Source organism: Pseudomonas sp. IT-P74 (assembly GCF_949768175.1).
Classification (GTDB): domain Bacteria; phylum Pseudomonadota; class Gammaproteobacteria; order Pseudomonadales; family Pseudomonadaceae; genus Aquipseudomonas.
Window position 1 is genome coordinate 225,646 of sequence record NZ_CATKQD010000044.1, and the last position, 12,767, is coordinate 238,412.

The following is a 12,767-nucleotide window of genomic DNA, read 5'->3' on the forward strand; positions in this document are numbered from 1 at the left end:
TCCGCCATGAGCCTGGAAAACATCTCCTGCCAGAAAAGCTTCGGCGGCTGGCACAAACGCTATCGCCATCGCTCGGAAGTGCTTGGCTGCGACATGGTGTTCGCCGTGTACCTGCCGCCGCAGGCGGAGCAGGGCGGCAAGCTGCCGGTGTTGTACTGGTTGTCCGGCCTGACCTGCACCGATGAGAATTTCATGCAAAAGGCCGGCGCCATGCGCATGGCCGCCGAACTGGGGCTGATCATCGTCGCCCCGGACACCAGCCCTCGCGGCCCTGAAGTGCCGGGCGATCCAGATGGCGCCTGGGACTTCGGCCTCGGTGCCGGGTTTTACCTGAATGCCACCCAGGAGCCTTGGTCGCGGCACTATCGGATGCATGACTATGTCGTGCAGGAATTACCGGCGTTGGTCGAAGCCCATTTCCCTGCGTCGGACAAGCGCGGCATCAGTGGCCATTCCATGGGTGGCCACGGTGCGCTGGTCTGCGCCTTGCGCAATCCGGGGTGTTATCTGTCGGTGTCGGCGTTCTCGCCGATCAACAATCCGATGGATTGCCCGTGGGGGCAGAAAGCCTTCTCCCGCTATCTGGGAGAGGACCGTTCGAAATGGCGCGAATGGGATGCCTGCGCGTTGATTGCCGAGGCCGATGAAAAGCTGCCGCTGCTGGTCGATCAGGGTGATCGCGACGATTTCCTCGCCAACCAGCTCAAGCCCGAAGCCTTGCAGCAGGCGGCCAAACTGGCCGGTCATCCGCTGACGTTGCGCCTGCAACCGGGCTACGACCACAGCTATTTCTTCATAGCCAGTTTCATCGATGAGCACTTGCGGCATCACGCGCATGCTCTGGTTGGCTAATGCAGGTAGAATCACGCCCTGACAAAAATCGGGGCGTTTTTTTATGCGTATTGGCCACGGCTATGATGTGCACCGTTTCGCTGAAGGCGATTTCATCACTCTGGGCGGCGTGCGCATTGCGCACAGCTTCGGGTTGCTCGCTCACTCTGACGGTGACGTCCTCCTGCACGCCTTGAGCGATGCCTTGCTCGGCGCCGCGGCGCTGGGAGACATCGGCAAGCATTTCCCGGACACCGACCCGAAATTCAAGGGCGCCGACAGCCGTGCGCTGTTGCGTCACGTCGTCGCACTGGTCCATGCCAAAGGCTGGAAAGTCGGCAACGTCGATAACACCATCGTCGCCCAGGCGCCGAAAATGGCCCCGCATATCGAATCGATGCGCGCGCTGATTGCCGCGGATCTTCAAGTAGAGTTGGATCAAGTGAACGTGAAAGCTACCACCACCGAAAAGCTCGGCTTTGTCGGTCGCGAAGAAGGCATTGCCGTGCACTCCGTTGCCTTGTTGCTGCGCGCATGAACGAGGCGCAATTGCTCGGCCCGCGGGCTTACGGTGATGCCCTCGGCACGGCGATCCTGAAAGCGATCGCGGAAGATTTCCAGGTCGACGAAGTCCTCGACATTCCCCTCAGCGGCGAAGGCGAGCACCTGTGGATCTGGGTGGAAAAGCGCGGCCTGAATACTGAAGAAGCGGCGCGACGGATTGCCAAGGCTGCCGGCGTGCCATTGCGCACCGTCAGTTATGCCGGGCTCAAGGACCGTCAGGCGTTGACTCGCCAATGGTTCAGCGTGCAATTGCCGGGCAAGGCAGACCCTGATCTGTCGGCTGCGCAAAACGATACGCTGAAGATCCTCAAGACCGCCCGCCACAAGCGCAAATTGCAACGCGGTGCCCACTCGGCCAACGGTTTTACGTTGCGCCTGACGCAATTCGCCGGCGACAAGGCTGCGCTTGAAGAGCGTCTGCAACTGATCGCCAAACAAGGCGTCCCCAATTATTTCGGTGCCCAGCGTTTCGGTCATGACGGCGGCAACGTCGTTGATGCTCGTGCCTGGGCCGCGCGCAAGGCGCTGCCGGAGCAGCGAAACGTGCGCTCGCGTTTGCTCTCTACGGCGCGAAGTTTTCTGTTCAATCAGGTATTGGCCGCACGTGTCGCCGATGGCACCTGGCAGCGTGCCCAGGTGGGCGATCTGCTGGCGTTCACCGACAGCCGCAGCTTTTTCCCGGCAGGCGAAGCCGAGTGCAGCGACCCGCGCCTGGCGATTCTCGATCTGCACCCGACCGGTCCGCAGTGGGGCGAAGGTGACTCGCCGGCCACGGGCGCTGTCCATGAACTGGAGCAGGCGATTGCCGCGCGCGAAGCAGACCTTCGCGATTGGTTGATCAACGCCGGAATGAGCCACGAACGTCGCATCCTGCGGCTGCCCATTGCCGGGTTGACGTGGCATTATCCCTCGCTGGACATTCTGCAACTGGAATTCGTCCTGCCGGCCGGATGCTTCGCCACCGTATTGGTGCGCGAGCTTGTTGATCTGGTGCCGGTGGGACAGACGGACAGCCCATGCGTATTCTGATTTCTAACGACGATGGGGTAACAGCACCCGGTCTCGCCGCGCTTTATGCTGCGCTGGCGGATTACACCGAGTGCGTGGTTATCGCCCCGGACCAGGACAAGAGCGGCGCCAGCAGTTCGCTGACGCTCGACCGTCCGCTGCACCCGCAAACCCTGGCCAACGGCTTTATCAGCCTCAATGGCACGCCAACCGATTGTGTGCACCTGGGCCTCAATGGCCTGCTGGAGCGCGAAGCGGACATGGTTGTTTCCGGGATCAACCTGGGGGCGAACCTGGGGGACGATGTCCTGTATTCCGGTACGGTGGCGGCGGCCCTCGAGGGGCGTTTCCTGAAACACCCTTCGTTTGCCTTTTCGCTGGTCTCACGCCAGATAGATAACCTTCCCACAGCTGCCCATTTCGCGCGCAAACTGGTTGAAGCCCATGCTGACCTGGATCTGCCACCGCGTACGGTACTGAACGTGAACATTCCCAATTTGCCGCTGGATCGTATCCGCGGTATTCAGTTGACCCGCCTGGGCCATCGCGCCCGGGCCGCGGCACCGATGAAAGTGGTGGATCCGCGGGGCAAGTCCGGTTACTGGATCGCGGCGGCCGGGGATGCCGAAGACGGTGGTCCGGGTACCGATTTCCATGCAGTGATGCAGGGTTATGTTTCGATCACGCCGCTGCAACTGGATCGCACCTTCAATGATGCCTTCAGAAGTCTGGACGGCTGGCTGGAGGGGCTGCGCTGATGGGTCGCGAACAAGACGATATGCTGCGCCGCGGCATTGGCATGACCTCCCAGCGAACCCGGGAGCGGCTGATCCAGCGCCTGTACGAAGAAGGTATCTCCAACGCCAGGGTGCTGGAGGTCATTCGCCGGACCCCGCGCCACCTGTTCGTCGACGAAGCGCTGGCACACCGTGCCTATGAAGACACCGCGCTGCCGATAGGTAACAACCAGACCATCTCCCAGCCTTATATGGTGGCGCGCATGAGCGAGCTGCTGCTGGAGGCCGGTCCCCTCGACAAGGTGCTGGAGATCGGCACCGGGTCGGGTTATCAGACGGCGGTGCTGTCGCAACTGGTCGAGCGTGTGTTCTCGGTCGAACGCATCAAGGTTCTGCAGGATCGGGCAAAGGAGCGTCTGGTCGAACTGAACCTGCGCAACGTGGTGTTCCGCTGGGGCGATGGCTGGGAAGGCTGGCCGGCACTGGCGCCGTATAACGGGATTATCGTCACCGCAGTGGCGACCGACGTACCCCAGGCACTGCTTGACCAGTTGGCACCGGGAGGCCGAATGGTGATTCCGGTCGGGGCCGGCGAAGTCCAGCAATTGATGCTGATCATCCGCGAGGAGCAAGGTTTTTCCAGGCATGTCCTTGGGGCTGTGCGTTTCGTACCGTTGCTCAATGGGCCACTGGCCTGAGCATTTGTTTCGGGACGCTGAATTCTCTTCGATTGCCTTTGTCTTACAGCGGCATCGTTTGGTTGAACGGGATTCATCGTCAGGCAGCAAACGTGTGCGCGACACCGATTCGCCACATTAAAGGTAAAGCGTGCACACCCCGTTATACTTGCGACAGTTCATTGCCGGACTCCGGTATTTCACATTTTCAGCCACCACAGAGGGAGCGGCGGGTGAGTCTCACAGTCATTGCGCAGCGTATGAGTAAAACGAGCTTTCAGCGCCTGGTGACTGGCCTTGTCTTGAGCACCTTGCTGGTCGGTTGTTCCAGCAACAAGTCCAGCGATGTTCGCGTCGTGGACCGCAACAATGCCGCGGCTCAGCGTCCAGCCGTGACCACCGGGCAATACGTCGTTCGACCCAAGGACACCCTGTTCTCCATCGCCTTCCGTTACGGCTGGGACTACAAGGCCCTGGCGGCACGCAACAACATTCCTGCGCCTTACACCATTCGTCCGGGTCAGACGATTCGCTTTGATGGTCGTACCGATTCAACGTCGACGGCGGTGGTCAGTTCGTCCAGTTCAACGCCTTCGTCGTCGAGTAAAACCACGGTCATTCGTCGTTCGGCAAACGGTACGACCACCAGCACAACGACAGTTGTACCGTCCGTCGCGAGCAAGTCTGCACCCGCTCCATTGCCCCCTCCCGGGCCAGCCCCGACCGGCTGGGGATGGCCATCTAATGGCATTCTGATTGGGAAATTCTCTTCAAACGGTAGTTTGAATAAAGGAATTGATATCGCCGGAGATTTGGGACAGCCTGTTTTAGCTGCGTCTGATGGGACGGTGGTATACGCCGGGAGTGGCTTAAGGGGCTACGGCGAATTAGTAATCATCAAACACAGTGAAACCTACGTAAGCGCCTACGGACACAACCGCAGGCTGTTGGTTCGGGAGGGGCAGCAGGTCAAGGTCGGACAGACAATTGCCGAAATGGGGTCAACGGGTACAGACCGGGTGAAACTGCATTTTGAGATTCGCCGCCAGGGTAAACCTGTAGATCCGCTGCAATTCCTGCCGCGTCGTTGATCGCTAACCAGCCTGTTCCGTCGCGTAGAGGGGACAGGCTCCAGCGTTGCCAGGGATAAAGGCGCCGCTTGAGCTTGAGGTCGAACTCACCAAAGGACTATAACAATGGCTCTCAGTAAAGAAGTGCCGGAGTTTGACATCGACGATGAGGTTCTCCTGATGGAGAGCAGCATCGATACGGATTCGATGTCGAATGATGAAGGGGCGGCTCCACCTTCCGTTCGTGCCAAATCCAAACACTCAGCATCCTTGAAACAGCACAAGTACATTGACTACACGCGGGCACTCGATGCCACGCAGCTGTATCTCAATGAAATTGGTTTCTCTCCCCTGCTTTCACCCGAAGAAGAAGTTCATTTTGCGCGCCTGTCGCAAAGTGGCGATCCGGCCGGGCGCAAACGCATGATTGAAAGTAACCTGCGGCTGGTGGTGAAAATCGCCCGGCGTTACGTCAATCGTGGGCTGTCGCTGCTGGACCTGATCGAAGAGGGTAACCTCGGCTTGATCCGGGCGGTGGAGAAGTTCGATCCGGAGCGCGGTTTCCGCTTCTCGACCTACGCGACCTGGTGGATTCGCCAGACCATCGAACGCGCAATCATGAATCAGACCCGGACCATCCGGCTGCCGATCCATGTGGTCAAGGAGCTGAATGTGTACCTGCGGGCCGCGCGGGAGCTGACGCAAAAACTCGACCATGAACCCTCACCCGAAGAAATCGCCAACCTGCTGGAAAAACCGGTGGGAGAGGTCAAGCGCATGCTCGGCCTTAACGAACGGGTTTCGTCGGTCGACGTCTCGCTGGGTCCGGATTCGGATAAAACCCTGCTCGATACTCTGACTGACGACCGTCCAACCGATCCATGCGAACTGTTGCAGGACGATGACCTGTCCCAAAGCATCGATCAATGGCTCTCGGAACTGACCGACAAGCAACGCGAAGTGGTTGTACGCCGCTTCGGCCTGCGCGGCCATGAAAGCAGCACCCTTGAAGACGTAGGCCTGGAAATCGGCCTGACCCGGGAACGGGTCAGACAGATTCAGGTGGAAGGCTTGAAGCGGCTGCGCGAGATCCTGGAAAAAAATGGTCTGTCGAGCGAGTCGCTGTTCCAATAAAGCACTCACTGCGATGGCATGAAAAACCCCGACTGGCTCGGGGTTTTTTATTGCCTGGCCAGCAGACCGAATCCCCTCGGAATTTTGGTTTCGTGCTGTAAGTCCAGGCTTACACTTGCGTAAGTGTTCGTTATTTTTACACCCTGGCAATTGTCCATGCTGAACGCTTCTTGCCTCTATCGTTTTGATTTATATAACTATTTTTTATTATTAATGACGTGTGACAGCTGGGTTTAGCGCCAAGGGGCGATTGATCCCGCAGGGGAACACTCTAGTATTGAGGTTGTGTCGACGGACAGACACGTCCTTCAAGGATGAGGGGATAGGGATATCGCAGGACGCGATTCATCAGGACGATGAAAAGGAACACAGGGAATAGGGAAAAAATGTGGGCGGGTCAAACCGCCCCTTTTTTCGCCTGCAGAAAAGCAAAAAGGCCCTTGTGGGGCCTTTTTCGCGAACGCGGGGGTAATCAGCGTTCGAGTTCTGCGATCTTGCCTGGCTTGCCGTCCCACTCTTCAGCGTCGGGCATCGAATCTTTCTTCTCGGTGATGTTCGGCCAGATATCGGCCAGCTCAGCGTTCAGCGCGATGAAGTTTTCCATGCCGGCCGGAACTTCATCTTCGGAGAAGATAGCCACGGCAGGGCATTCAGGTTCGCACAGCGCGCAATCGATGCACTCATCCGGGTGAATCACCAGGAAATTCGGGCCTTCGTAAAAGCAGTCCACCGGACAGACTTCTACGCAGTCGGTGTACTTGCACTTGATGCAGTTGTCGGTGACGACGAAGGTCATTTCTAATTTTCTCCTCAGGCGCGGCTTGCTGCGCCCCTTCTCGTAGGGGTCGCCAGGTTTGGGAGCGATAGTCTGCTGGCCAGGCTATTAGCCAGCAGCATCCCAAACCGCGCGAGATTCTAACAGCTTGCAAGCCGCTGCGTTAGATCCGTGTCTTTAGTGTATAGAGCATTTCGAGCGCACGACGTGGTGTCATGTTGTCCAGGTCGAGCTTGGCCAGGTCATCCAGCACCGGATGCGGCAGGCTGGCGAACAGGTCGCTTTGCTGTGGTGCGGCCGGTTTGCCTTTGGCCGGTGCCGGTGTTTCATGGGGCAGGGCGGTGTCTTCCAGACGGCTCAAGTGCTCGCGAGCACGGGTGATGACTTCGCTCGGAACGCCTGCCAGCTGCGCAACGGCCAGGCCATAACTCTGGCTGGCCGGCCCGGGCAGCACATGGTGCAGGAACACGATGCGCTCGTTGTGCTCGGTAGCATTGAGGTGCACGTTGGCCACCAGCGGCTGGGCTTCCGGCAGGACGGTCAGTTCAAAGTAGTGGGTGGCGAACAGCGTGTAGGCACGCAAATGCGCCAGGCGTTCTGCCGCCGCCCATGCCAGGGACAGGCCGTCGAAGGTGCTGGTACCGCGCCCGACTTCGTCCATCAGTACCAGGCTGCGCTCGGTGGCGTTGTGCAGGATGTTCGCGGTTTCGCTCATTTCCACCATGAAGGTCGAGCGCCCGCCGGCCAGGTCATCGCTGGAGCCGATCCGGGTGAAGATGCGGTCGACCAGCGACAGTTCGCAACTGGCTGCCGGCACGAAGCTGCCGATGTGCGCCAGGAGGACGATCAAGGCGGTCTGACGCATGTAGGTGGATTTACCGCCCATGTTCGGACCGGTGATCACCAGCATGCGGGTGTTGTCGTCCAGGCTCAGGTCGTTGGCCACGAATGGCGTGGTCAGCACTTGTTCGACCACCGGGTGACGACCCTGGGTGATGCGCATGCACGGCTCGCTGACGAAGCGCGGGCAGTTCAGGTCGAGGTTCAGCGCGCGTTCGGCCAGGTTGCTCAAGACGTCCAGCTCGGCCAGGGCGCCGGCGGTGTCCTGCAGCGGTGGCAGCTGGCTGATCAGGTCTTCGAGCAGCGCTTCGTACAGCATCTTCTCGCGGGCCAGGGCGCGGCTCTTGGCTGACAATGCCTTGTCTTCGAATGCCTTGAGTTCCGGCGTAATGAAACGCTCGGCGCCTTTGAGGGTCTGGCGGCGGATATAGTCGGCCGGTGCCGATTCCGCCTGCTTGCTTGGCAGCTCGATGAAGTAACCGTGAATGCGGTTGTAACCGACCTTCAGGTGCGACAGGCCGGTGCGGGCCTTTTCCCGGGCTTCGAGGTCGATCAGGAATTGCCCGGCGTTTTCGCTCAGCGACTGCAGTTCGTCCAGTTCGCTGTCGTAGCCGGTTTTCAGCACGCCGCCATCACGAATGACGGCGGGCGGGTTGTCGATGATGGCTTTTTCCAGGAGTGCCGCCAGTTCCGGGTAGGTGCTGGTGATGGTGGCGAGTTGCTGGAGGTGCGGGGCTTCGAGCTCCGTCATTGCCACTTGCAGTTCCGGCAGGGCGCCGAGGGCGTCACGCAGGCGGGCGAGGTCGCGGGGGCGGGCATTGCGCAGGCCGATCCGCGCAAGAATCCGCTCGATGTCGCCAATTTCCTTGAGCTGCGGTTGCAGTCTTTCGAATCGGTAGCCGTCGAGCAGGCAAGTGATCGAAGTCTGACGCGCCAACAGCACCGTCAGATCGCGCAACGGGCGATTCAGCCAGCGGGTCAGCAAGCGGCTGCCCATGGCGGTCTGGCAGCGGTCCACCACCGATTGCAGGGTGTTGTCGCGGCCCCCGGCCAGGTTGGTGTCGAGCTCCAGGTTGCGACGGCTGGCGCCATCGAGCACCACGGTGTCGTCCAGGCGTTCATGACGCAGGCTGCGCAAATGGGGTAGGGCGGTGCGCTGGGTTTCCTTGGCGTAGGCCAGCAGGCAACCGGCGGCGCCAATCGCCAGGGTCAGGTTTTCGCAACCAAAGCCCTTCAGATCCTGGGTCGAGAATTGCTGGCACAGGCTTTTGAGCGCCGAATCGCGCTCGAAATCCCACGGCGCACGACGACGCACGCCACGGCGTTTTTCCGCCGGCAAGTCCTTGGGCCAGTCATCCGGAATCAGCAGTTCCACCGGGTTGACCCGCTCCAGTTCCGCGAGCAGGTTTTCCCAACCCTTGATCTCCAGCACACTGAAGTTGCCACTGGTGATGTCCAGCACTGCCAGGCCGAACAGGCGTTCATCACCCAGAACGGCAGCGATCAGATTGTCCCGGCGCTCATCCAGCAGCGCCTCGTCACTCACCGTCCCCGGCGTGATGATGCGCACAACCTGCCGCTCCACCGGCCCTTTGCTGGTGGCCGGGTCGCCGACCTGCTCGCAGATCACCACCGATTCGCCAAGCTTCACCAGCTTTGCCAGGTAACCCTCGGCGGCGTGGTAAGGAATCCCGCACATCGGAATCGCCTGGCCAGCCGACTGCCCTCGGGCCGTCAGGGTGATGTCCAGCAACTTGGCGGCCTTCTTCGCGTCTTCATAGAAGATTTCGTAGAAGTCGCCCATGCGGTAGAACATCAGCTGGTCCGGGTGCTGGTTTTTCAGGCGCCAGTACTGCTGCATCATCGGGGTGTGGGAGGACAGGTCGGAGACGGCTTTATTCATCGGATTGTCAGGAAGCTCATTGAAAGAGGTGGGGCAAAAGCGAGGCAATGGCCGGGCTTTTCCGCGATGGGCGCAAGGTTACCATGGGCGGTCTGCCCGACGCAGGCACCACGGCCGGGTGACATCTTTTACGATGCAAAAATCGTGTTATGCATCGATTATGCAAATCGGCATTGTCTTCTTCGAGAAGAGCAAGCAGTATGTGGGTTATGCATAAACGCAACGTATCTACCGTATTAAGGGCATTGCTCGATCAGCACGGGATCTCCCCCACGGAGCTTCACCGTCGAACCGGCGTGCCTCAATCCACGCTCTCGCGCATTCTCAGCGGGAAGATCGTCGATCCTTCGGATAAACATATTTCGAAGATCGCCGAGTATTTTTCCTTGAGCACCGACCAGTTGCGTGGCCGCACGGACGTCTCGTCTGCCGCTAATGCCGGGCGGGCTCCCGTGCATTCGGAACTCAAGGATATAAGTCTGTGGGATGACGATACCCCTGTCGATGACGACGAGGTGTCGGTCCCCTTTCTTCGCGAGGTTGAATTGGCTGCTGGATCAGGAAGATTCGTCATCGAAGAAAGCGAGCGCTCTAGCCTGCGTTTCGGCAAGCGAAGCCTGCGCCATAACGGTGTGCAGTTCGACCAGGCCAAATGCGTGACAGTACGGGGCAACAGCATGTTGCCGGTGCTGCGCGACGGCGCCACGGTCGGGGTCAATGCCGGCAAATGCGGTATTGGCGATATCGTTGACGGCGACCTTTATGCAATCAATCACAACGGCCAGTTGCGGGTGAAGCAGTTGTATCGGCTGCCGTCCGGGATTCGTTTGCGTAGCTTCAATCGAGACGAGCATCCAGACGAGGATTACACCTTTCAGGAAGTCCAGGAGGAGCCGATCGTTATCCTCGGGCATGTCTTTTGGTGGGGCATGTACGCCCGTTAACACCCCTGCGCTCAGATAAAACCCGCTTTCCGGAGCGGGTTTTTTTCGCGTGCTGAAAACATTGGATCACCTCTTCAATGCGTTAATGCATTGACTGTATATGCATTAATGCATAATCTGATTGCCTGTCCATTCAAGAACGCGGTGTGATCGTTCACTCAAGGAGGCATGAAATGACCGCTGAGCAATATGCGTTGCTGGACATGCCTCTGTGGCTGGTCATCAGCTTGCCGATACTCGGTGGCGTTACCGGTGAAATGTGGCGTGCCGATAAAGAGGGCGTTCGCGGCTGGCCCCTTGTCCGGCGCCTGGGCCTGCGGTCTGGCTCCAGCATGATCTGTGGCGCTTCGGTCATCATGCTGCTGCACGCCGCCAATGTTTCCATCTGGGCTGCCTGTGCGGGTGGTTGCTTGGCGGCGATGGCCGGGACAGACGTCGTTTTAGGGTTGTATGAGCGTTGGGTGGCCAAGCGTATGGGGATCGGTCATGTTCCGTCTGGTGACGTGGACGATTGATTCTCCGACAGTCCCTTTCCAGAGCCTTCGATTCCTTACATTTTGATCGCTCCTGTCGCTTGCAAGTGCGGTCTGCTCGTGTACGTTTAACCTCATCCCGCCCGATCAGGAGATGACCGTGAACGAAATCACCCAGCTCGCCGCCGAACTTGGCAGACGCCTGCAGGTTCTCAATGCCCATGTCACCACGGCGGAGTCCTGCACCGGCGGTGGCATCGCCGAGGCAATCACCCGTATCCCGGGGAGTTCGGCCTGGTTCGAGGCCGGTTATGTCACCTACTCCAACCGGCAGAAAACCCTGCAACTGGATGTCCCGGTGGAGTTGTTCACCACCGTGGGCGCGGTCAGCCGCGAGGTGGTCGAGGCCATGGTCCGGGGGGCACAGAAGAAAAACAGCGCGTATTTCTCCGTGGCGGTCAGTGGTATCGCCGGGCCGGATGGTGGAACGGCGAACAAGCCGGTTGGCACGGTCTGGCTGGCCTGGGGCGTTGGAGACCAAGTGTTCTGTGAGCAGCAGCACTTCCCGGGTAATCGCGACGACGTCCGCCGACAAACGGTGAAGGCCGCGCTAGAGGGGCTGCTGCGGTATGCCGCGGCAGAAATCTCAAATCAGGGGTAGGCGATCCGGAATCGCTGTGGAATAATACTGGCTACTTATACAGGTGTTGGCCGTCAGGCCTTATTGATTACGTGAGGACTTTAATGGACGACAACAAGAAGAAAGCCTTGGCTGCGGCCCTGGGTCAGATCGAACGTCAATTCGGCAAGGGTGCCGTAATGCGTATGGGCGATCAGGATCGTCAGGCGATCCCGGCCATCTCCACTGGCTCTCTGGGTCTGGACATCGCTCTTGGCATCGGCGGCCTGCCAAAAGGCCGTATTGTTGAAATCTACGGTCCTGAATCTTCCGGTAAAACCACGCTGACCTTGTCCGTGATCGCCCAGGCTCAAAAAGCCGGTGCGACCTGCGCATTCGTCGACGCCGAGCACGCCCTCGACCCAGAATACGCCGGCAAGCTGGGCGTCAACGTCGACGACCTGCTGGTTTCCCAGCCGGACACCGGTGAACAGGCTCTGGAAATCACCGACATGCTGGTGCGTTCCAACGCGGTTGACGTGATCATTGTCGACTCCGTGGCCGCCCTGGTACCAAAGGCTGAAATCGAAGGTGAAATGGGTGATATGCACGTGGGCCTGCAAGCCCGTCTGATGTCCCAGGCGCTGCGTAAAATCACCGGTAACATCAAGAACGCCAACTGCCTGGTGATCTTCATCAACCAGATCCGTATGAAAATCGGTGTGATGTTCGGTAGCCCGGAAACCACCACCGGTGGTAACGCACTGAAGTTCTACGCATCGGTTCGTCTGGACATCCGTCGTACCGGCGCGGTGAAAGAAGGTGATGAGGTCGTCGGTAGCGAAACCCGCGTCAAGGTTGTGAAGAACAAGGTGGCTTCGCCGTTCCGTCAGGCCGAGTTCCAGATTCTTTACGGCAAGGGCATCTACCTCAACGGTGAGATGATCGACCTGGGTGTTCTGCACGGTTTCGTCGAGAAGTCCGGTGCCTGGTATGCCTATGAAGGCACCAAGATCGGTCAGGGCAAGGCCAACTCGGCCAAGTTCCTGGCAGACAACCCGGAAGTCGCGGCAAAGCTGGAGAAGCAACTGCGTGACAAGCTGCTGTCCCCTTCGTCGGTAGCCGACGCCAAAGCTTCTGCGGTCAAAGAGACCGAAGACGACCTGGCTGACGCTGATATCTGATCGAAGCA

13 protein-coding genes are annotated in these 12,767 nt (G+C 59.3%); 11 read left to right on the forward strand and 2 right to left on the reverse strand.

The genetic code is table 11. The features are described from left to right. Nucleotides 1–6 precede the first annotated feature (6 nt). From fghA to rpoS, 7 genes are all read left to right on the forward strand, one after another. Nucleotides 7–852 (forward strand): S-formylglutathione hydrolase, encoded by an 846-nt coding sequence (fghA, locus tag ACM6J5_RS19440; RefSeq protein WP_095943890.1) that lies wholly within the window; start codon nucleotides 7–9, stop codon nucleotides 850–852. A 43-nt stretch (nucleotides 853–895) separates the two neighbouring features. After that, nucleotides 896–1,369, forward strand: coding sequence for a 2-C-methyl-D-erythritol 2,4-cyclodiphosphate synthase (gene ispF, locus ACM6J5_RS19445; protein WP_056720941.1), 474 nt, complete (start codon nucleotides 896–898; stop codon nucleotides 1,367–1,369). Then, complete coding sequence (gene truD, locus ACM6J5_RS19450) at nucleotides 1,366–2,424, forward strand: tRNA pseudouridine(13) synthase TruD (protein ID WP_150673053.1); 1,059 nt, start codon at nucleotides 1,366–1,368, stop codon at nucleotides 2,422–2,424. Before ispF ends, truD begins: the two co-directional genes overlap by 4 nt. Continuing rightward, a complete protein-coding gene (surE, locus tag ACM6J5_RS19455; protein ID WP_095943892.1) occupies nucleotides 2,412–3,161 on the forward strand; it encodes a 5'/3'-nucleotidase SurE in 750 nt (249 codons plus the stop codon). Before truD ends, surE begins: the two co-directional genes overlap by 13 nt. Before the next feature lie 41 nt (nucleotides 3,162–3,202). Next, entirely contained in the window at nucleotides 3,203–3,838 is a 636-nt protein-coding gene (locus tag ACM6J5_RS19460) for a protein-L-isoaspartate(D-aspartate) O-methyltransferase (RefSeq protein ID WP_172435346.1), read from the forward strand. A gap of 212 nt (nucleotides 3,839–4,050) precedes the next feature. Continuing rightward, nucleotides 4,051–4,908, forward strand: a complete 858-nt coding sequence (locus ACM6J5_RS19465) for a peptidoglycan DD-metalloendopeptidase family protein (protein ID WP_095943893.1) — start codon at nucleotides 4,051–4,053, stop codon at nucleotides 4,906–4,908. Nucleotides 4,909–5,013: 105 nt separating this feature from the next. Continuing rightward, nucleotides 5,014–6,021, forward strand: coding sequence for an RNA polymerase sigma factor RpoS (gene rpoS / locus ACM6J5_RS19470; RefSeq protein ID WP_007990225.1), 1,008 nt, complete (start codon nucleotides 5,014–5,016; stop codon nucleotides 6,019–6,021). 472 nt (nucleotides 6,022–6,493) lie between these two features. Here the strand turns inward: rpoS and fdxA are convergent, their stop codons facing one another. Together fdxA and mutS are read right to left on the reverse strand one after the other, a co-directional pair. Continuing rightward, complete coding sequence (fdxA, locus tag ACM6J5_RS19475) at nucleotides 6,494–6,817, reverse strand: ferredoxin FdxA (RefSeq protein WP_095943894.1); 324 nt, start codon at nucleotides 6,815–6,817, stop codon at nucleotides 6,494–6,496. Between the two features lie 142 nt (nucleotides 6,818–6,959). Continuing rightward, nucleotides 6,960–9,539, reverse strand: a complete 2,580-nt coding sequence (gene mutS / locus ACM6J5_RS19480) for a DNA mismatch repair protein MutS (protein WP_414929175.1) — start codon at nucleotides 9,537–9,539, stop codon at nucleotides 6,960–6,962. Between the two features lie 209 nt (nucleotides 9,540–9,748). On the opposite strand from mutS, the gene ACM6J5_RS19485 reads away from it, so the two are divergent. The 4 genes from ACM6J5_RS19485 to recA all read left to right on the forward strand — a co-directional run bounded on the left by ACM6J5_RS19485 (nucleotide 9,749) and on the right by recA (nucleotide 12,759). After that, nucleotides 9,749–10,483 carry a helix-turn-helix transcriptional regulator gene (locus ACM6J5_RS19485; RefSeq protein ID WP_095943938.1) on the forward strand — a complete coding sequence of 245 codons (735 nt, stop codon included), beginning with the start codon at nucleotides 9,749–9,751 and terminating at the stop codon, nucleotides 10,481–10,483. Nucleotides 10,484–10,656: 173 nt separating this feature from the next. Beyond that, nucleotides 10,657–10,998 carry a phage holin family protein gene (locus ACM6J5_RS19490; protein WP_095943896.1) on the forward strand — a complete coding sequence of 114 codons (342 nt, stop codon included), beginning with the start codon at nucleotides 10,657–10,659 and terminating at the stop codon, nucleotides 10,996–10,998. Between the two features lie 118 nt (nucleotides 10,999–11,116). Further along, complete coding sequence (locus ACM6J5_RS19495; RefSeq protein WP_095943939.1) at nucleotides 11,117–11,617, forward strand: CinA family protein; 501 nt, start codon at nucleotides 11,117–11,119, stop codon at nucleotides 11,615–11,617. A gap of 83 nt (nucleotides 11,618–11,700) precedes the next feature. Further along, entirely contained in the window at nucleotides 11,701–12,759 is a 1,059-nt protein-coding gene (gene recA, locus ACM6J5_RS19500) for a recombinase RecA (RefSeq protein ID WP_046041172.1), read from the forward strand. Nucleotides 12,760–12,767 lie beyond the last annotated feature (8 nt).